The 21,489-nt window shown below is 43.7% G+C and carries 18 protein-coding genes; 17 read left to right on the forward strand and 1 reads right to left on the reverse strand.

The genetic code is table 11. The features are described 5' to 3' along the window. Nucleotides 1–385: 385 nt before the first annotated feature. From EFA47_RS00980 to EFA47_RS01045, 14 genes are all read left to right on the forward strand, one after another. The gene (locus EFA47_RS00980) at nt 386–793 is read left to right on the forward strand and encodes a protease complex subunit PrcB family protein (RefSeq protein ID WP_122641611.1); all 408 of its coding nucleotides are present in this window, start codon (nt 386–388) and stop codon (nt 791–793) included. Nucleotides 794–805: 12 nt separating this feature from the next. After that, nucleotides 806–2,365, forward strand: a complete 1,560-nt coding sequence (locus EFA47_RS00985; protein ID WP_122641612.1) for a DUF3794 and LysM peptidoglycan-binding domain-containing protein — start codon at nt 806–808, stop codon at nt 2,363–2,365. A gap of 36 nt (nt 2,366–2,401) precedes the next feature. Next, nucleotides 2,402–3,289, forward strand: coding sequence for a 4-(cytidine 5'-diphospho)-2-C-methyl-D-erythritol kinase (gene ispE, locus EFA47_RS00990; protein ID WP_122641613.1), 888 nt, complete (start codon nt 2,402–2,404; stop codon nt 3,287–3,289). Then, nucleotides 3,279–3,956, forward strand: a complete 678-nt coding sequence (locus tag EFA47_RS00995) for a GntR family transcriptional regulator (RefSeq protein ID WP_122641614.1) — start codon at nt 3,279–3,281, stop codon at nt 3,954–3,956. Before ispE ends, EFA47_RS00995 begins: the two co-directional genes overlap by 11 nt. 120 nt (nt 3,957–4,076) lie before the next feature. After that, nucleotides 4,077–4,847 carry a stage II sporulation protein R gene (gene spoIIR, locus EFA47_RS01000; RefSeq protein ID WP_122644350.1) on the forward strand — a complete coding sequence of 257 codons (771 nt, stop codon included), beginning with the start codon at nt 4,077–4,079 and terminating at the stop codon, nt 4,845–4,847. Nucleotides 4,848–4,906: 59 nt separating this feature from the next. Further along, on the forward strand, nt 4,907–6,106 hold the full coding sequence (locus EFA47_RS01005; protein ID WP_122641615.1) for a cation diffusion facilitator family transporter: 1,200 nt from the start codon (nt 4,907–4,909) through the stop codon (nt 6,104–6,106). Between the two features lie 41 nt (nt 6,107–6,147). Continuing rightward, entirely contained in the window at nt 6,148–6,849 is a 702-nt protein-coding gene (locus tag EFA47_RS01010) for an acyl-[acyl-carrier-protein] thioesterase (protein WP_122644351.1), read from the forward strand. Between the two features lie 53 nt (nt 6,850–6,902). Beyond that, the gene (locus EFA47_RS01015; protein ID WP_164689898.1) at nt 6,903–9,731 is read left to right on the forward strand and encodes a PAS domain-containing hybrid sensor histidine kinase/response regulator; all 2,829 of its coding nucleotides are present in this window, start codon (nt 6,903–6,905) and stop codon (nt 9,729–9,731) included. 224 nt (nt 9,732–9,955) lie between these two features. Further along, nucleotides 9,956–10,777, forward strand: coding sequence for a CvfB family protein (locus tag EFA47_RS01020; RefSeq protein WP_122641617.1), 822 nt, complete (start codon nt 9,956–9,958; stop codon nt 10,775–10,777). A 77-nt stretch (nt 10,778–10,854) separates the two neighbouring features. Then, nucleotides 10,855–11,094, forward strand: a complete 240-nt coding sequence (locus EFA47_RS01025) for a polya polymerase (RefSeq protein WP_122641618.1) — start codon at nt 10,855–10,857, stop codon at nt 11,092–11,094. A 102-nt stretch (nt 11,095–11,196) separates the two neighbouring features. Next, on the forward strand, nt 11,197–14,670 hold the full coding sequence (locus tag EFA47_RS01030; protein WP_122641619.1) for a DNA polymerase III subunit alpha: 3,474 nt from the start codon (nt 11,197–11,199) through the stop codon (nt 14,668–14,670). Between the two features lie 114 nt (nt 14,671–14,784). Continuing rightward, nucleotides 14,785–15,804, forward strand: a complete 1,020-nt coding sequence (gene pfkA, locus EFA47_RS01035; RefSeq protein WP_122641620.1) for a 6-phosphofructokinase — start codon at nt 14,785–14,787, stop codon at nt 15,802–15,804. An 18-nt stretch (nt 15,805–15,822) separates the two neighbouring features. Beyond that, nucleotides 15,823–16,644, forward strand: coding sequence for a glutamate racemase (murI, locus tag EFA47_RS01040; protein ID WP_206215503.1), 822 nt, complete (start codon nt 15,823–15,825; stop codon nt 16,642–16,644). Nucleotides 16,645–16,653: 9 nt separating this feature from the next. Continuing rightward, the gene (locus EFA47_RS01045; RefSeq protein WP_122641622.1) at nt 16,654–17,112 is read left to right on the forward strand and encodes a DUF1934 domain-containing protein; all 459 of its coding nucleotides are present in this window, start codon (nt 16,654–16,656) and stop codon (nt 17,110–17,112) included. Nucleotides 17,113–17,212: 100 nt separating this feature from the next. Here the strand turns inward: EFA47_RS01045 and EFA47_RS01050 are convergent, their stop codons facing one another. Further along, the gene (locus EFA47_RS01050; RefSeq protein WP_408631202.1) at nt 17,213–17,638 is read right to left on the reverse strand and encodes a hypothetical protein; all 426 of its coding nucleotides are present in this window, start codon (nt 17,636–17,638) and stop codon (nt 17,213–17,215) included. A gap of 260 nt (nt 17,639–17,898) precedes the next feature. Here EFA47_RS01050 and cls point away from each other — a divergent pair, with 260 nt between their 5' ends. The 3 genes from cls to EFA47_RS01065 all read left to right on the forward strand — a co-directional run bounded on the left by cls (nt 17,899) and on the right by EFA47_RS01065 (nt 21,087). Then, nucleotides 17,899–19,374 (forward strand): cardiolipin synthase, encoded by a 1,476-nt coding sequence (cls, locus tag EFA47_RS01055; protein WP_122641624.1) that lies wholly within the window; start codon nt 17,899–17,901, stop codon nt 19,372–19,374. A gap of 193 nt (nt 19,375–19,567) precedes the next feature. Beyond that, entirely contained in the window at nt 19,568–20,641 is a 1,074-nt protein-coding gene (gene tig, locus EFA47_RS01060) for a trigger factor (RefSeq protein WP_122641625.1), read from the forward strand. A gap of 203 nt (nt 20,642–20,844) precedes the next feature. Next, the gene (locus tag EFA47_RS01065; RefSeq protein WP_122641626.1) at nt 20,845–21,087 is read left to right on the forward strand and encodes an HPr family phosphocarrier protein; all 243 of its coding nucleotides are present in this window, start codon (nt 20,845–20,847) and stop codon (nt 21,085–21,087) included. Nucleotides 21,088–21,489 lie beyond the last annotated feature (402 nt).

A 21,489-nucleotide genomic window follows, 5' to 3' on the forward strand; every position in this document is an offset into this window, starting at 1 on the left:
GGACAGTATTATAGTTTAGAAATGACTGTTTTTAATTATACTAAAGCAATATAAAAAAGACAAGACAGGAATCGCCATATAAAATAGTATTTTGAAATCAAAACATTTTTATATGAGCGCTATCGTGTACAGTTGAATAAGTTGGCCAATTAAGAGGTTATCAACAAAAAACAAATCTGTTAAAGACTATATTTATCTATAATTCCCATTTTGTTAATCTACTATGTCTTGTGTCTTTTATTCTTATATTTGACGGTATATGACATACTAAAGACAGGGGGGATTTCCATCAGGCCGTCCACGCACTATAAAACAGGGGATGTGGGGCATATTCCCACAGCCGGCATAATAAAATAATAGAGAGAATATACCGCGGGTACAGGACATGGGGAAAAAAATATTATATCTGGCAGGCCTTTTAATCGTACTGATGCTGACAGGATGTGTCTCGCGTCCCCAGAAAACTGAGAAAATACGGGACTTGGAATTTACGGTCATGGATAAAGAAAAAGTGCCGGATGAACTAAAGGCCGCGATCACAGAGAACAGGGAGATGCCTTTTAAACTGACTTTTTGTGACCAGGGGTATATGTACATCGCAGAAGGCTATGGCCCTCAGCCAAAAAGTGGGTACAGTGTGGAGGTAGCTGGACTTTATGAAACAGAAAATGCTGTTTATATACATACGAATCTACTGGGGCCCGAAAAAGGGGAACAAACAAAAGATACAATCACCTATCCGTATGTGGTAGTGAAGCTGGAATATATTGATAAAAATGTTGTGTTTGATTAGAGGAGGATGTATATGGAATTAATTAAAAAGCAGGTGCATTATACGCAGGAGGGAAAACGGACATTTGATCAGTTTTATTTGGATGAGGATTATAATGTACCAGACGCCAAAGATGACGTACAGCAAATAATTCAGGGGAGCGGACATGTAAAAATTGAAGATATTAAATTGGTAGAAAATTACATACGTATTTCCGGAAAATTATATTTTCAGATATTATATGTTACAGCGTCAGGAGAACCGCAGCCAGCAGTGCTGGAGGGGAAAATCCCATTTGAGGAAATGGTGTATACTGATGGCGGGGAAATGGAAACCTATTTTATACAAAATATCCGAGTTGAGTTTTCTTCTACCCTCGTACATTCCAGAAAATTAAGTATCCGCGTTATGGTTGAAATGGAAATAGGAAGGGAAAAACTGGAGGATGAAGAGACGACGGTGGATGTGGACGGCCCGGTACAGATTTATAAAAAAATGAAGAATGTAAATCTGCTTGAACTGCATACCACAAAAAAGGATACCTACCGTATTAAAGAAGAAATAACCCTACCTGGAACTAAAGAAAGTATCGGCCAGCTGCTTCTCACAGATGTCAGCAGCAGGAAGATGGAAATCCGGCTGGGACAGGACGAGATGCAGCTGAAAGGGGAGCTGCTTGTATTTTGTATGTATTTATCAGAAGACGGAAAAACTGACTGGTTAGAGCAGAGTGTTCCGTACGAGGGCAGGATCGAGTGTGGCGGCGTGGACGAGGGCATGTATTACTATGTGCATAATAACCTGGAGGACACCCTGGTGGATATCCGTATGGATGAGGACGGGGAGATGCGGGTTCTCGGAATAGAGGGGACGCTGAACTTAAGAATGAATATTTATGAGGAGGAAGAGATCGAACTGCTGGAGGATATGTACTCTCTGGAGCAAAACTGTGGGTTTGAGACAAGGGAAGCGGTGTATGAAGAGCTGTTAATACAGAACTATTCTAAATGTAAGGTATCTGAACGATTGTCCCTCCCTGAATTAAAGGATGATGTCCTTCAGATATGCCACAGTGATGGGAGTATTCAAATAGAACATATGGAGATAGCTGAGGGGGGGATTCAGATCGAAGGTATCCTGCATATCTCCTTCCTGTATTTAAAAGCAGATGACGCCATGCCTTTTGGAAGCTGGCAGGGGATGGTACCCTTTTCCTATCTTTTGGAATGCCCGGGCATATCGGAGGATGTAAGGTATAATACTTCCTACCATGTCGAGCAGCTCTCTGTCAGCCTGGCGGGAAGCGAGGCGGTAGAAGTAAAGGCGGTTCTGGCATTTGATACATTTATGCGCAGGCCAGTAAATATGCAGGTCATAACAGATGTGGAACTTTCACCGATCTCCATGGAAGAGATGGAAAACAGGCCTGGTATCGTAGGATATATTGTAAAAGAAGGAGACGAGATCTGGAATCTGGCAAAGAATTATATGACAACGGTGGAAGGGATTAAAGAAGTAAATGCTATGGAGTCAGATACGATAAAACCTGGGGATAAGTTGTTGATTTTCAAAGAAAACATGAGTATACTATAAGAATAATGTATACAAGATACAATTGGAGGACACCGGATGAAACAGATAGAGCTAAAGGCACTGGCCAAAATCAATCTGGGACTTGATGTGCTTGGCCAAAGAGAAAACGGGTATCATGATGTAAGAATGGTCATGCAGTCCATTTATCTGCATGATGATGTGAGGATCGAACGGATAGAGAAGCCAGGGATTGAGCTGCAGACAAATCTGTATTTTCTTCCTGTAGATAAAAATAATATTGCATATAAAGCGGCTAATATGCTGATCGAAGAATTTGGGTTAACAGAGGGGGTCAGGATTACTCTGGATAAGCATATCCCGGTGGCGGCAGGCCTGGCAGGCGGCAGCTCAGACGCGGCGGCCGTCCTGTTCGGGATGAACCGTATGTTTGGGTTGGGACTTTCACAAAAATCTTTGATGGAGAGAGGGGTTAAACTAGGGGCAGATGTCCCCTACTGTATTATGCGTGGAACCGTGCTGGCGGAGGGAATTGGCGAGGAATTGACAGTACTTCCTCCAATGCCTAAATGTACAGTGTTGGTGGCGAAACCTCCTGTCAGTGTTTCCACAAAAATTGTGTACGAGGCCTTAGATGCCAGGGAGATTTTAGAGCACCCGGACATTGGCAGACTGGTGGAGGGGTTGAAAAGAGGAAGCCTGAGGGAGGTGGCAGCCGCTATGGGGAATGTCCTGGAGTCTGTAACTATCCCTATGCATCCGGTGATAGAGGAAATCAAGAAGGAGATGAAGGCAGCCGGGGCAGTTAATGCTATAATGAGCGGCAGTGGCCCCACGGTATTTGGCTTGTTCGAGGGGAAGGCAGAGGCCAGGGCAGCACAGGACAAGATAAGGGAGAAAGCACTGGCAAAGCAAGTGTATGTGACTAATGTACACAGTGTGAGGAGGAACGAGAATGGAGCCTAAATTCGAAGTTACGATGAATGAATATCTTCCCCTGAGGGATGTTGTCTTTAATACTCTAAGACAAGCTATATTAAGAGGCGAGCTTAAGCCGGGGGAGAGGCTGATGGAGATACAGCTTGCCAATAAGCTGGGAGTAAGCCGTACCCCTATCCGAGAGGCAATCCGTAAATTGGAGCTGGAAGGCCTTGTGTTAATGATTCCAAGGAAAGGGGCGGAGGTCGCAGAAATTACAGAAAAAAACCTCCGTGATGTTTTGGAGGTCAGAAGCGCATTAGAAGAGCTTGCAGTCCGGCTGGCCTGTGACCGTATTAATAAAGAAGGGATACAGAACTTAAAGAAAGCTGCGAAAGAATTTCAGATAGTTCTGAATAGTGATGATATTACAAAAATTGCGGAAGCTGATGTGGCGTTTCATGATATAATTTATTTTGCAACAGATAATGGCCGCCTGATACAACTGCTCAATAACCTACGGGAACAAATGTACCGTTACCGTGTGGAATATCTTAAACAGAAAGAGTGCCATCCTAAGCTGTTAGCAGAACATCAGGATATTATACGCGCAATTGAGAACGGGGAAAGGGATAAGGCTGCCAGCATTACAAGCCAGCACATAGATAATCAGGTGGCGGCGGTTATTGATATATTGCGCCAGAAGGAAGAATAGGTGAGGACAAAGGGGACAGTCCCTTTTGCAAAAGGGACTGTCCCCTTTGTCAGCCATTGTTGTATAATTCTGAAAATTCTGTCCATACTCCTTATATCAACTAAATGGAAGGAGTTACATATGAACAGAATATATAGAAAAAAACATACACAGAAATATGCCGAAACATATGCATCTGAGGGAAGGCGGCCACTGATATGTCCGGCAAAGCTTTCCCGGGGGGCGTCCCTTAGTACATGCCCCCAAGGGGCGGGCGGACTCCGTCCGATAAGGTATGCAAATCAGATTATTGTTATTCTTGCTCTAATAATTGCCGCAATTTTAACTGCTTTTATTACATGGCGTGTAGATGTAAGTGCAGAGGCAAAAACACAGGAGCATCTGGCCCAGGAGGTCTTAAGGTTCCATATACTGGCTAACAGTGACAGCGAGGAGGATCAGTCCCTTAAGATGGAAGTAAAAGAGCAGGTGCTAGAATATTTGGAGGCTAACCTGCCAGATGGGTTAGATGCTGACGGCACCAAGGAGTGGATGCGCCTGCACACCGATGAATTGGAGAGGATGGCCAGCCAAGTGATTGCCGGGTCTGGAATGGATTATCCGGTCAGCGCTGCTGTGACCACCTGCTACTTTCCAGAAAAGACATATGGGGACGTGACTTTCCCAGCAGGAAATTATGAAGCGCTGAGAATCGAGATTGGTGCGGCAAAAGGCCATAACTGGTGGTGCGTTTTATATCCAAACCTGTGTTTCCTGGATACAGTAAATGCAGTAGTACCCGAAGAGGGAAAGGAAGAACTAAAAAGTGTGCTGACAGAAGAAGAGTATTCCCAAATAACCGCGGAGTCTGACTTTAAAATAAAATGGTACTTTTTGGAACAATTTAAATAACTAAGATCAATGGATAAAGAGAGGGGCATTCCCAAAGCCGGTTTACGAACGGAGGAAAAATGACTGAATTTTTGGTGAAATCTTTTGTAAAAAATTATCAGGATGTGGAAAAGGTGTCTGTACGTACGGCCTACGGAGTATTGGCCAGTGTAGTAGGCATCTTTTGCAATGTTTTTTTATTTGCTGTAAAATTTGCTGTGGGATTGATTATACACAGTGTATCCGTCACCGCAGATGCATTTAATAACCTTTCAGACGCAGGCTCTTCTGTCATCAGTTTTGTTGGCGTGAAACTGGCAGGGAAGCCGGCAGATGAGGAGCACCCTTTCGGCCATGGCAGGATGGAGTACATAGCGGCCCTGATAGTTTCTTTTCTTGTCCTTGAGGTGGGATTTACCTTTTTGAAAGATTCACTGGCTAAAATCAGGACGCCGGAAGAATTGAACTTTCAGCTTGTTTCTGTTATTATTTTGGCTCTATCCATTGGACTTAAGCTGTGGCTGGGCCTGTTTAACAGGAAATTGGGCAGGAGGATTGACTCAAAAGTTATGATGGCTGTTTTTACTGATTCTATGGGGGATGTCATCACTACAGGCGCAACAATTCTTTCTCTTATCTTTTATCTTGTGACAGGCATTAACATTGACGGGATTATAGGGGTAGGAGTAGCCCTCGCGGTCATGTGGACAGGGGTGGAAATCGCAAAGGATACTCTGGAACCCTTGCTGGGTGAGGCCATAGATCCAGACCTTTATATAAGGATCAAGCAGTTCGTGGAAAAATACGAGGGGATTGAGGGGACTCATGATCTGCTTGTCCATAATTATGGCCCTAACAGGAGCATGGCATCGATCCATGCTGAGGTGCCGAATGATGTCAGTATAGAAATTTCTCACGAAATAGTTGACCGGATTGAAAGAGATGCAGTGGAGCAGCTTGGGATTTTCTTGGTTGTCCATATGGATCCCATTGAGATGGAGAATGAAGAGATTTTGAGGGTACATGAGCTTGTGATTAGAGAAATGCAAAAGACAGATGAGAACTGCAGTATACATGATTTGAGAATTGTGGAGGGGGAAGAAAAGATAAATTTAATATTTGATATGGTAGTGCCGATTGAGTATGAAGAGGCACATAAAGAGGACCTGAGGAAGGAGCTGGAAACCCGGCTAAAGAATGTGGACTCCAGGTATCAGTGCATTATCACTGTGGAGCACAGTTACATATCAGGAAAAAACAATAGTTCAGATGCCATTTGATATGCATCCAGAATACGGGTACAGAGAAAGAAGGAAAAAATATGTATTCATTTGACAGCAGAGTAAGGTACAGTGAAGTTGACCATCGAGGGACTTTGACACTTCCTGGATTGATTAATTATTTTCAGGACTGCAGCACATTTCAGTCCGAGGATATTGGCCTAGGACTGCATGTGCTGAAGGAGAGAAGAAGAGCGTGGCTTTTATCTTATTGGCAGGTGGTGGTGGACAGATTCCCGGCTCTGGGCGAGAAAATTACAGTAGGCACATTTGCCACCGGATTTAAGGGACTGTATGGAGAACGTAATTTCCTAATGAAAGATGGGACTGGCCTGCAGGTGGCCTGCGCTAATTCAATCTGGGTATTTATGGATATACAAAAGGGGAGGCCTGTCAGGCCAAGTGAGGAAGATATTCTGCCATATGGACTGGAGCCTCCTCTGGAAATGGACTATGAAGGCAGGAAGATAAAAATTTCCGGCCATGGGGAGGGACTTTCACCATTTCCAGTACAGAAGAGCCATATTGATACAAATGAGCATGTTAATAACTGCCAGTATGTGCAGATGGCGCTGGAGCTCCTTCCGGGTGATACCTTTGTGCATCAACTCCGGGTAGAGTATAAAAAATCGGCGGTCTATGGGGACATGATCTATCCCAGAGCGGCTTTGGAGAAGGATAGGACTGTCATAGAGCTGTGTGACAAAGAACAGAAACCATATGCAGTAATAGAATTAAAGTGAATAGGCTGTCCTCGGGAATACAAGAATAAGATAAGATAATGCTGGGAGGTGGCATGGCAGAGATGGGAGAGCAGAACCTAAAAGAACTCCAAAAAGCATATGCATTGCTTCAGGAAACCAATGAGAAATTGTATAGTACTATGAAAGCGTTTCAGATTGCAGCCGAAGAAAGCGGAAGCCTGGTTTTTACTTATGACATAAAAAAACAGACGATTTTTGTGGATGAGAGGACGGCCCAGTCATTCAAGGTAGATACTGTGCAGACAGGAGTCCCCTATGAGATGGTAAAGCTGGGAATTGTATCTGAGGATACGAAGAGTGAGTATATACGGATCCATGAAGCCGTGATGAAAGGGGCAAAGGAGGCAAAAGGGATTGTAAAACTGATTCCGGTTGGGGGTACAGAGACCGTTTTTGAGCTGAATCTGCGTTCCATTTTTGATAAAAGTGGAAAGGCAACAGGGACTGCCGTGGGAGTGTACCGAAATATAACAGAGCGGTATATAAAGGATATGGAGCAGGAACGTTATCAGAAGATGCTGTATCAGTCGGACAGATTTGATTTTGAATATGATATCGACCATGATATTCTTAATATTATAGGCAGCAGTGAGGATGGCGGTAAAAATACATATAGCTATGCCGGCTATAGAAAGATGCTCAATGAAAAAGGGTTATGTCCTGAGAGCGATATTCCGATTATGAGGGATTTTTTGGAAAGAGGGGCGGAGCAGCCAATACAGGTCCGATTATATAATTGGGAGACAGAAGAGCTCCGCTGGTACGGCCTGAGTGGAATCGTATTGAAAAATGAGGGCCGCCCTTGTGCTGTCAAAGGTTCCATCACGGACATTACTGAGTTAAAAGAGAGAGAAGTGGCACAGCGCAAGCTGGAACGTGTGCTCAATAGCCTGAAAGACGAATATCTTGGAATTATTGAGTTAGACATAGAGCAGGATACTTATACAGTGCTTACCCTGAATAGAGAGTTATTTGGCGCAGAGTTTCCAGAGAGGGGATGCTACAGCAGGATGAATGATTGGCTGGCCAGGGAGATTGCGGCGCCGGATTATCAGGACTTTTTCCAGAACGCAGGCAGCATCCATAATCTCCGCGAAACCCTGTCAAAAGAACGCAGGATTGAACTGGAGTACATGATAAAGAGCGGTACATATAAATGGCGTAAAAATATCTATCAGGCAGTGGAATATAACAAGGGAATCCCGTCTAAAGTGATTATGTATCATCTTGATATCGATCAATTCCAGACCGAAAAGCTGAAACAGCAGGAAGCTATGAGAGAGGCATATAATTATGCTGAGTCGGCAAATACAGCAAAGACGGAATTTCTGTCCAGAATGAGCCATGATATCAGGACCCCTATGAATGCCATTATAGGTATGACGGCCATTGCCGGGACATATATAGATAACCACGAGAGGGTCAGGGAGTGTTTAAATAAGATCACAGTGGCATCTAAACACTTACTTTCCCTGATTAATGAAGTCCTGGATATGAGTAAAATTGAGTCAGGGAAGGTGGAGCTGCAGGAGGAAGAATTTAATATTGCAGATTTAATTGATAACATGATTACCATGGTGCTCCCCCAGATGAACCAGCACGGACACAATCTACAGGTCAGCTTAGGCGAGCTTTCCCATGAATGGGTGATTGGGGACAGCTTGCGCATACAGCAGGTATTTGTGAACTTGATCACGAATGCGGTAAAATATACGCCGGATGGAGGAAATATCAATGTCCATATTACTGAGAAAGCAATGGGCCGTTCAGGGTATGGGGAATATGAATTTATTTTTGAGGACAATGGCATTGGAATGACGGAGGAATTTCAGGCAGTTTTGTTTGAACCTTTCACAAGGGCCCAGGACAGCCGGATAGGGCAGGTGACAGGAACCGGCTTGGGAATGACGATTACCCGGAATATCATACGGATGATGGGCGGGGATATCCAGGTTGTATCCAGAATCAATGAAGGGTCCAGGTTTACAGTGACAATTCATTTAAAACTTCAGGAACAGCGCCGGGAAAAAATAGAGGAACTGATAGATCTGCCTGTACTTGTTGTGGATGACGATGAGATTACCTGCGAGAGCGCCTGCATTATTCTTGAGGATATTGGCATGAAAGGAGAGTGGTGCCTGTCGGGGCGGGAAGCTGTGGAAAAGGTAAGCAGGCGGCACCACAGAGGCGAGGATTACTTTGCTGTGATTCTGGACTGGCAGATGCCCGAAATGAATGGACTGCAGGCTGCCAGAGAAATCAGGAGGACTGTTGGCGCAGATGTGCCGATTATTATTATTTCAGCATATGACTGGTCAGATATAGAGGAGGAGGCCCGCGATGCAGGAGTAGATAAATTTATTGCAAAACCACTGTTTAAAAGCCGCCTGATCAGGAGTTTCAAAGAATTTTTGCATATAGAAGAAGAGCAAGAGGAAGTTGATTCTGTTTTTGGGGGCGGGGCGGATTTTACTGGCAAACGTGTGCTGCTTGTGGAAGATAATGAGGTGAATGCCGAGATAGCGGGAGAAATATTAAAGATAAGCGGAGTCCAGGTGGAATGGGCTGTAAATGGGAGGGAGGCCGTTGATAAAGTAGGCGGTTCCGTGGAAGGATATTATGACCTTATATTTATGGACATACAGATGCCGGTGCTCAACGGATATGAGGCTGCTGCGGCTATCCGGGGACTGAGCCGTACAGATGTCAAAGATATGCCGATAGTGGCAATGACAGCAGACGCTTTTGTGGAGGACGTCAACCAGGCGATGAATGCCGGCATGAATGCACATATCTCAAAACCAATAGATTTTGGCCGCCTGGAACAAATTTTGAATAAATATTTGGGCAGCAGACAATAGAGAGCTGGCAGGACTGCCCAACATTTATTCCTGTGGGTAACGAGCCAAGCGGGCATGTTTACATGTCCAGTTGGCGGCTGCCGTGAGGAAATACCCCGATGCCTGCATTGTTGCCAGTTGGATGCCCCGTATGCCTGCACCGGGGACTTCGGCTTCTGTTTGCCAAATCTTGACATTCGGGGTATACTTACAAGTATCTGAGATCAGAAAAGGAGAAATATGGTATGAAATTAGGGGAAAAGCAGTCTTTGACAGTCGTAAAAAAAGTAGATTTTGGCGTTTATCTGGGAAGTGATAAAGAGCGTGTACTGCTTCCAAAGAAACAAGTGCCCCCGGATATAGAAATCGGTGACCCTCTGGAAGTGTTCCTTTATAGAGATTCTTCTGACCGGCTGATTGCCACTACTAATGAACCTAAGATCGTCATGGGGCAGCTGGCAGTCTTAGAAGTGGCAGATATAGGTAAGGTGGGCGCTTTTCTGGATTGGGGACTGGAAAAGGATCTGTTTCTTCCGTTTAAAGAACAGACGGTAAAGGTAAAGAAGGGTGATAAATGTCTTGTTTCTCTTTATATTGACAAGAGCAGCCGTCTCTGTGCCACGATGAAGGTGTACCATCTGCTGAGGACAGACTCGCCGTACAAGAAAGATGACAGGGTCACTGGGATTGTATATGATACCAGCCAGGAGTTTGGTATTTTTGTGGCAGTGGATGAACAGTATTCAGCCTTAATCCCCAAAAAGGATGTGGTCGGGACTCTCCGTCCCGGATGTGAGATAGAGGCGAGAGTTACTGCTGTGAAAGAGGATGGAAAACTGGACTTAAGCATAAAGGATAAGATACCTGACCAAATGGAGAAGGATGCCCGGCACATATGGGAAGTGCTTGAAGAGTATGGCGGTGAGATGCCATTTACGGATAAAACTGAGCCAGAGAAGATCAAGGACGAATTTGGTATGAGCAAAGCAGCCTTTAAGCGAGGGGTGGGACGCCTGCTTAAGGGAGGCAAGATTCAGATTTTAGAAAAAAGCATCCGAATTCGTTGAAAAATCTTGCAATCCAGTTAAAATGCGGTATAATGAGGGAGAAAGCAGTAGACGATTGAAAGGAGAGTTAAAGAGAGATGAAAGTACAGAATATAACAGACATAGAAGCATTTTTTAAAGTAGTAGATTCCTGTGTAGGAAGAGTAGAACTAGTGACAGGCGAGGGTGACAGGCTGAATTTGAAGTCTAAGCTTTCTCAGTATGTTTCCATGGCAAATATTTTTTCTAATGGTGAGATTCCTGAGCTGGAGATCATTGCCTATGAAAAAGAAGATACAGATAAGCTGATTCATTTTATGATTAACGGCGGCCAATAGGCAGAGGCAAGGTGCTGCCAGGCAATTTAACATAAGAAGCAGGCATAAGGGTAGTTCCCCGGCGGGGACCGCCCTTTTTTAATAGAACAGCAGGAGTGGAAGATGGGATTTGCACATTTACATGTCCATACAGAATATAGCCTTCTGGATGGATCTAATAAGATAAAAGAATATGTGGCCAGGGTAAAGGAACTAGGGATGGACAGCGCAGCTATTACAGATCACGGGGTGATGTATGGCGTGATTGATTTTTACCGGGAGGCAAAGCGGCAGGGCATTAAGCCAATACTGGGGTGCGAAGTTTATGTGGCTCCTAATTCCCGGTTTGACAGAGAAGTAAGCGGAGGGGAGGATCGTTATTATCATCTCGTCCTGCTGGCAGAGAATAATAAGGGGTATGCGAATCTTATGAAGATTGTTTCCAAAGGATTTGTGGAGGGATACTATTATAAACCCCGTGTTGATAAGGCTGTACTGCAGGAATATCATGAAGGGATTATTGCGCTGAGTGCATGCCTTGCAGGAGAAGTACAGAGGTATTTATCGAAAGGACTCTACGAGGAGGCGAAGAAATCTGCCCTTGAATACCAGGAAATATTTGGAAAAGGGAATTTTTTCCTTGAACTTCAGGATCATGGCATACCTGAACAGTCTCTTGTTAATCAGAAACTGCTGGGTATGTCAACGGAGCTGGATATCGATTTAGTAGTCACCAATGATGTGCACTACACATATGCAGAGGATGAGAAGCCTCACGACATCCTGCTCTGTATACAGACCGGGAAAAAGCTTGAGGATGAGAACCGTATGCGTTACGAGGGCGGCCAATATTATGTGAAATCCCCGGAAGAGATGGCGGAGCTTTTTCCCTATGCCCTGCAGGCCCTTGAGAATACACAGAAGATTGCCGACCGGTGTGATGTGGAGATTGAGTTTGGTGTCACGAAGCTGCCAAAGTATGATGTGCCGGGAAATATGGATTCCTGGGAGTATTTGAATAAGCTCTGCTTTGAAGGGTTAGACAGACGTTATGAAAATCCATCAGAGGAGCTGAGAGAACGGCTGAAATATGAGCTGGAAATAATCCACAGTATGGGATATGTGGATTACTTCCTGATTGTTTGGGATTTTATTAAATATGCAAGAGATCACGGCATACCGGTAGGGCCTGGCAGGGGTTCTGCGGCGGGGAGTATCGTGTCCTATTGTCTGGAAATCACCAATATAGATCCCATCAGGTATCAGCTTCTGTTCGAGCGTTTTCTAAACCCTGAGCGTGTGTCAATGCCGGATATTGATATAGATTTCTGCTATGAAAGACGACAGGAAGTCATTGACTATGTGGTCCGAAAGTATGGGAAGGACCGGGTTGTACAGATCGTCACGTTTGGTACACTGGCAGCCAGAGGTGTAATCCGTGATGTGGGCCGGGTAATGGATCTGCCCTATGCTTTTGTGGATACAATAGCCAAAATGATCCCTACTGAGTTAAATATCACAATAGATAAAGCTTTGAAGATGAACCCAGAGCTGCGCAGGACTTATGAAAGCGACGAGCAGGTTAAATATCTGATCGATATGTCAAAGAGACTTGAGGGACTTCCGCGCCACAGCTCTATGCACGCTGCAGGTGTGGTGATCAGCCAAAAATCTGTGGACGAGTATGTTCCCCTTTCCCGTGCGTCAGACGGCTCAGTGACGACACAGTTTACAATGACTACCTTGGAAGAACTGGGACTTTTAAAGATGGACTTTTTGGGACTGCGTACATTGACTGTCATTCATAATGCTGTGGAGATGGCCAAAAAGAAAACCCCTGACCTGGATATAGATAAAGTGGATTATGATGACAAAAATGTACTGGACTATGTGGGGACTGGCAGGACAGACGGCATTTTTCAGGTAGAGAGTGCGGGCATGAAAAGTTTTATGAAGGAGCTGAAACCCCATAGTCTGGAGGATATTATTGCCGGGATCTCTTTATATCGTCCGGGCCCCATGGATTTTATACCACAATACATTAAAGGTAAGAACGAAGCAGGTGCAGTGTCCTATGACTGCCCTCAGCTGGAACCTATATTGTCGCCAACCTATGGCTGTATCGTTTACCAGGAGCAGGTTATGCAGATTGTGCGTGACCTGGCAGGGTATACTTTGGGGAGAAGTGATCTTTTGCGCCGTGCCATGTCCAAGAAAAAGGGGGATGTGATGCAAAAAGAGCGGCAGGTCTTTGTGTACGGCGATGAGGAGAATGGCGTACCTGGGTGTATAGCAAATGGCATAAGCGAGGAGCTGGCCAATAAAATCTATGATGAGATGATAGATTTTGCAAAGTATGCGTTTAATAAATCCCACGCTGCCGCCTATGCAGTGGTGGCTTATCAGACTGCCTATCTGAAATATTACTATCCTGTAGAATTTATGGCTGCCTTGATGACATCGGTGATTGAAAATCCGCCTAAGGTGGCAGAATATATTTACAGCTGCCGACAGATGGATATTAAAATACTGCCTCCCGACATCAATTGTGGGGAAGCGGACTTTTCAGTGGACGGAGGCAACATCAGATATGGGTTGGCAGCTATCAAAAGTGTTGGCAGACCGGTCATTGAGGCGATTGTGGCTGACAGGGAAGAATTTGGTCCCTTTAAAAACCTGGAGGATTTCATAAGCAGGCTCTTGCTGAAGGAAGTCCTCAATAAAAGAGTCATAGAGAGCTTTATCAAGTCAGGCGCACTGGACGGGCTGGATGGGACGAGAAAGCAGTTTATGAGTATTTATATTCAGATAATGGATCATGTGAACCAGGAAAAGAAGTATGCCATGACTGGCCAGATGACATTGTTTGATATGGTGGACGAGGAGCAGAAGAAGGAATTTGAGATTAAACTGCCTGATGTGGGAGAATATACGAAAGAAAACCTTCTTGCTTTTGAGAAGGAAGTGCTGGGGATTTATATTAGCGGGCATCCCCTGGATGAGTATGAAGAGAAATGGAGAAAATCTATCTCTGTGACTACAGCAGACTTCCAGCCTGATGAAGAGACTGGCAGGACTAAGGTGCATGACGGGGCCAGAGAAATTATTGGGGGCATGATCGTGGACAAGACCGTTAAACATACCAGGACAAATCAAATGATGGCTTTTCTGACAGTGGAGGATTTGCTGGGGACAGTGGAGGTTGTTGTATTTCCAAGAGACTTCGAAAATAACCGTGCCTTATTGGAGACAGACAATAAAGTATTTATTAAAGGCAGGGTATCTGAGGAGGATGAGAGGGCAAGCAAACTTATTTGTGAAAAAATAATACCCTTTGAACAGATGAAGAAAGAACTGTGGATTCAGTTTCCTGACAAAGCTGCATTTTTGGAGAATGAGCAGATTGTCTATGGATACCTGGCTGATTCAGAGGGGGAGGATCAGGTGGTAATCTATTGCCAGGAGGAGAGGGCGGTTAAAAGGCTGCCCCGGAATAGAAATGTCAGTGTCACACCCCAGATATTGAGCAGATTGATGAATCATTTTGGTGAAAAGCGCGTAAAAGTGGTAGAAAAATCTATTGAAAACCATATATAAATAGTTTAGAATAATATCCAAAGTGTTAAAAAATAAGCAATTTTTTGGTACAGTAGTTAATCATTCCTTATTGAACAATAGCAGTTCAATAAGTATGGAAAGGTGGATATAAAAATGGCAGAGAAGAAATTAAGCGAAAAAGAAATGATTTTGGATGAGATTGAAGATAGCATACGTACAATCGGAGTACTTACCAGCGGCGGGGATGCCCCGGGAATGAACGCAGCAATCCGTGCCGTGACAAGGACTGCACTTTCTAAAGGGTTGAAAGTCCGTGGCATCAGGAGAGGCTACCATGGATTGCTGAAAGAGGAAATCATTGACTTATCTGCCCGTGATGTATCTGATACAATTCAGCGGGGAGGGACGATTCTTCAGACAGCGCGCTGCCAGGCCATGAGGACAGAGGATGGACAGCAAAAAGCCGCAGCTATCTGTAAGAAATATGGAATCGACGGCCTTGTAGTGATTGGGGGTGACGGTTCCTTTGCCGGGGCGCAGAAGCTGTCACACCTGGGCGTGAATACAGTAGGCCTGCCAGGCACGATCGACTTGGATATTGCCTGTACGGATTATACCATAGGTTTTGACACGGCTGTGAATACAGCAATGGAGGCCATTGACAAAGTGCGTGATACGTCTACGTCCCATGAGAGATGCAGTATCATCGAAGTTATGGGCCGCGATGCGGGGTATTTGGCCCTTTGGTGTGGTATTGCTAATGGTGCGGAGCGTATATTAATGCCGGAAGAACATGATTATGACGAGGCGGCTCTGATTGCAGACATTATGGCTAACAAAAAGCGCGGAAAGAAAAATTATATTATTATTAATGCAGAAGGTGTGGGAGATTCTATTAATATGGCCAAAAGAATCGAGGAAGCTACCGGGATTGAGACCCGGGCTACTATCTTGGGACACATGCAGAGAGGCGGAAGTCCTACATGTAAGGACAGGGTATATGCGTCTACTATGGGGGCCATGGCTGTTGAAATTCTTTGTTCAGGGAAATCAAACCGTGTGGTAGGCTATAAGAATGGATGTTTTGTTGACTATAGTATCGAAGAAGCGCTTTCTATGAAGAAGGAGATTCCTTCCCATCAATATGATATAGCAAAGATATTAGCAATTTAGGAGACAGGCAGATTGAGTATGGAAAGTAAAAAGAAGGCTCCCATAGGTGTATTCGATTCTGGAGTGGGCGGACTGACAGTGGTACGTGAGATGGCCAGACAGCTTCCAGAAGAGAATATTGTATATTTTGGGGATACTGCCCGCGTTCCATACGGGAGTAAGTCCCAGCATACGATTATCCGTTTTTCAGAGCAGATTATCCGATTTCTGAAAACGAAACAGGTGAAGGCTATCGTGATTGCCTGTAATACTGCAAGCGCCCTTGCTTTAGAAACAGTCAGGGATGAATTTGGCATTCCTATTTTAGGCGTTGTCATTCCCGGCGCAAGGGCAGCCGTGGAGGCGACACAAAATTTAAAGGTAGGTGTGGTAGGTACAGACGCCACAGTACAAAGTGGCGTATATACCAAGATCATTAAAGGGATGAATCCTGATATTGAGGTGATAGAGAAAGCCTGTCCTTTATTTGTGCCTCTTGTGGAAGAGGGATTTAAAGAGCATAATGTAACACAGGAAATTATAGATTACTATCTGGAATCTATGAAGAACTCGGAGATTGATGCAATGATACTGGGGTGTACCCACTATCCTCTGCTGCGTTCTAAGATCAGGGCCTATATGGGGGAGAGAATCCAAATTGTCAATCCTGCCTATGAGACGGCTATGGATCTGAAAAAGCTGCTTGCCAGTCATAATATGGAAAATGACGGGGGGACATATCCCTTTAGCCATTATGAGTTTTACGTCAGTGACGCTGCAGAAAAGTTCCGAAGATTTGCTAATACGGTTATGCCGTTTGACATATCACAGACAAATGTGGTGAATATTGAAGAATATTAGGTGAAAATAATGACAAAGGATGTATTAATCAGTATATCCGGACTGCATGCGGAAATGGCGCCCAGTTATACAGAAGATGAGAGGGAAGCCATAGAAGTTGTCACCCCAGCCAATTATTACTGCAAGAATGGAAAGCATTATGTGGTTTATGATGAAGTAGTGGAGGGGATGGCTGGGACAATCAAAAATAGGATTAAAATTACAGGATCTGATAGTCTGGAGATTGTAAAGACAGGATTAACTAATACCCGCATGGTATTTGAAAAAAATAAGAAGAATCTCACATATTATGAGACCCCGTATGGCCAGATGCTGGTCGGTGTGAATACAAGAGATATGAAGGTCAATGTCGCAGATGATAATATTGGCGTCAGTATTGCCTATGAGCTTGATATTAATCATGAACCAATGGCAGACTGTACCCTTAGGATGAAGATTCATGCGAAGGGGGCGTATCCTTTTTCATAGGGGTCTGTCCCCTTTGCAAAAGGGTCTGTCCCTTTTGCAACCCATTATCAGAAAATAACCGCAGTTTCTGGAAAACATCAGAATACTGCGGTTATTATGTTTACTTTCCTTCTTTTTTAAACCTAGAGAAGAATCCCTTCTTCTTTTGCGGCGTTTCAAGTGAACCACGGACACCCTTTACACTGGTGATATATATACCGCTGATCACTGCTTTCACTTCTTTCTTAACAGGAATCAGTGGGAAGACCTGTGCATCACACATCAGTGTCATCACTCTGGGGCCGACCTTTGCTTTTACTACCGGAACCTTGGTGCGTCTTAAATACTTTGGTGTATTCTCGACTACGACAGAAGGGAATCCGGCATCCCTTAATTTCATCTTTCCTTTATCAATAACAAGCATATGTACGGTCTGCGCTACAGCATCCAACTGTTCGCGCTGGGCAGCCTGCTTTTTCTCGGCTTTCTTACCAAAGAAATAGAGTACGGCCAGCAAAATAATTAGAACAATTAATACAATAAGCATTATTGTCAATCCTAAATTCACGACGAACCCTCCTAAAAATACTCTTTTTCCGCGATTATGCAAGTAGTATTGTATCATTCTTTGGATGGAAGTGCAAGCAATTTGACATTTTAGGGTTACTTTTCACGTCAGAAAATAGTATAATCAAATAAGTTATACCTGATAAGTAGGTTTACTGTAAGAGCTTTAAAACCATATCTTATTGAACATTAGCAGTTTAATAAGTATAGATATACAGATGAAAAAGGAGTTTTTATTTTATGGCAGAAACAATATGGGACGGACTGGTAACAGCATACAACTTTGTGATGGACAACCTGGTGATTATTAATATCCTCCTCTCCCTTGTTATCATCTTTTTTCAGCGCAGATCCCCCCAAACAGTTTGGACTTGGCTACTGTTGCTCTATTTTATACCAATCTTAGGGTTTGTTCTTTATCTGGTAATCGGGCAGGATTTCCATAAAAACAGGATGTTTAAGGCAAAGGAGATTGAAGGGGAACTAAAATATGCTGTCCGGCGGCAGGAGGAGACAATATATAGAAAGAAGCTGCGTCTTGCAAATCCTGAGATGGGGAGATTCAAGGATTTGATATTATATAATTTGGAAGCCGGGGAGGCAGTGCTGACAGATAATAATGATGTCAGGATTTATACAGACGGCAAGGAAAAATTCAGGGCGCTTATCGACGAAATGAAACAGGCAAAGCGGTATATCCATATGCAGTATTATATTATACGTAACGATGAGCTGTGGAAAGAGATAGAGCCGGTGCTGACCCAGAAAGCCAAACAGGGAGTAGAGGTCAGAGTACTATTTGACAGTATGGGGTGCCGGACCATGCATAATAAGGACTGGGAACGTCTGGAAAAGGCTGGGGTCATGGTGGCTGAGTTTTTTCCAGCGCTTTTGGGACAGCTTCAGCTGCGTGTAAATTATAGGAACCACAGAAAAATAGTTGTAATTGACGGCCGAGTAGGATTTGTAGGTGGATTTAATGTGGGCCGGGAATATCTAGGATTAGATAAAAAGTTTGGCTACTGGCGGGACACGCATCTTTGTATAGAGGGGGCGGCAGTCACGTCACTAGCCGTACGTTTTGTCCTGGACTGGAATTATGCTGCCAGGGAAAATCTGTTTTTAGAAGATCATTTATTTGAAATACCTGCGTATGTAAGGAATGGGCATGACCCGGTGCAGATTATTTCTAGTGGGCCCGATTCACAGACAAAGACAATACATGATAATTATTTGAGGTTAATTCATAGTGCTAAAGACCATGTATATCTCCAGACACCATATTTCATCCCTGACGATTCTATTTTGGATGCACTGAAGATTGTGAGCCGGTCTGGTGTGGATGTGAGGATTATGATTCCGTGTAAACCGGATCATCCGTTTGTGTACTGGGCAACGTATTCTTATCTGGGAGAGATGGTGGCGGCCGGGGCAAAATGTTACGTGTATGACAATGGTTTTCTCCATGCTAAAACATTGAGCGTAGATGGCATGGTGGCATGCGTGGGTACTGCAAACATGGATATACGAAGCTTTGGCCTCAATTTTGAGGTCAATGCGGTTGTATACAGTGAGAGGACTGTGCAAAGATTGGAGAGGGCATTTGAAAATGACATGACAAAGTGCACGCATGTTACCCGCAAAGTATATGACCAGAGGAACCTCGTTATCCGGGTGAAAGAGCAGTTTTCCAGGCTGCTTTCCCCTCTTTTATAGTTAAAAGTGTGAAACATCTATGAAATAAGGAAAAATCCTTTTCAATGGCACAGAAGTGTGGTATAACTTAGAAGTATGTGGATAAATATGTTCTGGAAACCACAGTTTCGTAAGCGGAAAGACCATATATCGTATGGCAGTGGCTGTGACTACTGTGAGGTTACGAAGGAAGATTATAATATGAGGTGGAAAAATGAAAAAGAAAATACTGGCGGCTGTACTGAGTATCTTTATGGCGGTATCCCTTGCCGGGTGCAGCAAAGGCCTTTCGGATGATTATATTACAATAAAGCAGTATGAGGGCCTTGAAGTTCCCAAGGTAGAGGAAACAGAGGTGACAGATACTGTCGTCGATAATACAATTAACAACAGTCTTTCAGCATCGGCAACTACAGAGGAGATTACAGACCGTGCGGCCCAGGATGGAGATACAGTTAATATTGATTATAAAGGCAGTGTGGATGGTGTTGAATTTGAGGGAGGAAGCGCACAGGGAGCCAGCCTGGAGCTCGGGTCTGGAAGTTTTATAGGCGCCAACGGTGAATATAAAGGGTTTGAGGAACAGATCGTAGGGCATAAGACAGGTGAAAATTTTGATATAACAGTGAAATTCCCATCTGGATATACGAATGCAGAAATGTCGGAAAAAGTGGCAGTATTTAATATAACAATTAATGGGATTTCTGTTGTGCATGTTCCAGATTTGACGGATGAATGGGTGCAGGAGAACAGTGAGACATCCAAGACTGTGGAGGAGTATAAAAAGGAAGTTAAAAATCAGCTGGAGGAGAGTTACAAAAAGAGCCAGGACAGTGAGTTACAGGGCAGCGCCCTGGATGCATTGGTCCAGAATGTGGATGTAAAAAAATATCCAGATGGTGAAGTGGAGAAACAGCTTAAGACAATCGAAGAGTATTACCAGAGCATGGCCGATGCTTATGGACTGGAATTTAAAGACTTTGCAGAACAGTATATGGGATTGTCTGAGGAGGAGTTTGACACGGAGGCCCAAAATTCAGCCGAGGCAGCAGTGAAAAAAGAGCTTGCCTGTAAGCTGCTGGCTGAGAAGAAGAATCTGGAACCCTCGGAGGAGGAATATGAGAAGCAGATTAAGGAGTATGCAGAGAGCTCAGGCTATGAGGATATAGACGCCTTTAAGGAGATGGTAGGTGAGGACGTGCTTAAGTCAACGATCCGCCAGCAGAAAGTAGCGGAGTATCTGGCGGAGAAGTGCATACAAGTAGAGCAGTCTGATGAAACAGAATAGAAGGCAGTAAAATAAGACAGCAGTTTTGGGGATGGAGTTTCTAAAAATACTGCTGTCTTTTTATATTTAACTGCTTTCCATCCCCGCCGGAAGAAATTCTTTTGAGACTGCCTACAGTAAGTATGGCATATAGAGTATGGGAATAAATACCAATATTTGGGATAAACTAATTATATACACAAAATAAAGGAGGAAAACAGAATATGCAGAAGTTTCAAATTTGTTTTCGCCGCCCAGAAGAAATATCGGAATTTGTGGATATAATGGATCAGTGTGAGTATGAGGCTGACCTTATAAGCGGGAAAAATATGGTAGATGCAAAATCCTTGCTGGGAGTTATTGCAATTAGCAGAGCGGAGAAAATAGAATTGGTTGTGTACGGAGAGGATTTAGAGGAATTAATAGGGAAAATACAGAGATATTTTGCGGGACAAAAGATAGCATAACTTAATATCAATTCAGAGCACAGAGCTTTTTAGGCGTATCTAAGATAAATGTTTTAGAATGACTTTGAGGAAATTGGATTTTGATTGGAAATATAGTCCATCAAAGTCCAATTTTTATTGGATGGAATTTTAAAAATCTACTTACTATGCAGAGATGTCAACAGTGATTTAATCAAAAGATTTAACAATTCAAATACACTAGTCCTCTAGTCAAATAGCGGGTAAAAACGGTTGGGTTCATGTGCACTTAGGCAAAATAGCATGATACTAATAAACTAAAGAAAAATAAATAAGTACAGTACACCTATTAGTATAAAGGGCAGCAAAGTAAATCTGACAAAAGTAGAAATTGTTTGGGTTAGACAGTAAGCCTTATTGGTAGTACTCCCTTATAGGGTTAGA

It is taken from the genome of Luxibacter massiliensis (genome assembly GCF_900604355.1).
GTDB lineage: Bacteria > Bacillota > Clostridia > Lachnospirales > Lachnospiraceae > Luxibacter > Luxibacter massiliensis.

Excerpts from the sequence above, each read along its gene's own strand:
- EFA47_RS00980 (WP_122641611.1), top strand. The coding sequence starts at position 386 with ATGGGGAAAAAAATATTATATCTGGCAGGCCTTTTAATCGTACTGATG.
- EFA47_RS00985 (WP_122641612.1), top strand. The coding sequence starts at position 806 with ATGGAATTAATTAAAAAGCAGGTGCATTATACGCAGGAGGGAAAACGG.
- ispE (WP_122641613.1), top strand. The coding sequence starts at position 2,402 with ATGAAACAGATAGAGCTAAAGGCACTGGCCAAAATCAATCTGGGACTT.
- EFA47_RS00995 (WP_122641614.1), top strand. The coding sequence starts at position 3,279 with ATGGAGCCTAAATTCGAAGTTACGATGAATGAATATCTTCCCCTGAGG.
- spoIIR (WP_122644350.1), top strand. The coding sequence starts at position 4,077 with ATGAACAGAATATATAGAAAAAAACATACACAGAAATATGCCGAAACA.
- EFA47_RS01005 (WP_122641615.1), top strand. The coding sequence starts at position 4,907 with ATGACTGAATTTTTGGTGAAATCTTTTGTAAAAAATTATCAGGATGTG.
- EFA47_RS01010 (WP_122644351.1), top strand. The coding sequence starts at position 6,148 with ATGTATTCATTTGACAGCAGAGTAAGGTACAGTGAAGTTGACCATCGA.
- EFA47_RS01015 (WP_164689898.1), top strand. The coding sequence starts at position 6,903 with ATGGCAGAGATGGGAGAGCAGAACCTAAAAGAACTCCAAAAAGCATAT.
- EFA47_RS01020 (WP_122641617.1), top strand. The coding sequence starts at position 9,956 with ATGAAATTAGGGGAAAAGCAGTCTTTGACAGTCGTAAAAAAAGTAGAT.
- EFA47_RS01025 (WP_122641618.1), top strand. The coding sequence starts at position 10,855 with ATGAAAGTACAGAATATAACAGACATAGAAGCATTTTTTAAAGTAGTA.
- EFA47_RS01030 (WP_122641619.1), top strand. The coding sequence starts at position 11,197 with ATGGGATTTGCACATTTACATGTCCATACAGAATATAGCCTTCTGGAT.
- pfkA (WP_122641620.1), top strand. The coding sequence starts at position 14,785 with ATGGCAGAGAAGAAATTAAGCGAAAAAGAAATGATTTTGGATGAGATT.
- murI (WP_206215503.1), top strand. The coding sequence starts at position 15,823 with ATGGAAAGTAAAAAGAAGGCTCCCATAGGTGTATTCGATTCTGGAGTG.
- EFA47_RS01045 (WP_122641622.1), top strand. The coding sequence starts at position 16,654 with ATGACAAAGGATGTATTAATCAGTATATCCGGACTGCATGCGGAAATG.
- EFA47_RS01050 (WP_408631202.1), bottom strand. The coding sequence starts at position 17,638 with ATGCTTATTGTATTAATTGTTCTAATTATTTTGCTGGCCGTACTCTAT.
- cls (WP_122641624.1), top strand. The coding sequence starts at position 17,899 with ATGGCAGAAACAATATGGGACGGACTGGTAACAGCATACAACTTTGTG.
- tig (WP_122641625.1), top strand. The coding sequence starts at position 19,568 with ATGAAAAAGAAAATACTGGCGGCTGTACTGAGTATCTTTATGGCGGTA.
- EFA47_RS01065 (WP_122641626.1), top strand. The coding sequence starts at position 20,845 with ATGCAGAAGTTTCAAATTTGTTTTCGCCGCCCAGAAGAAATATCGGAA.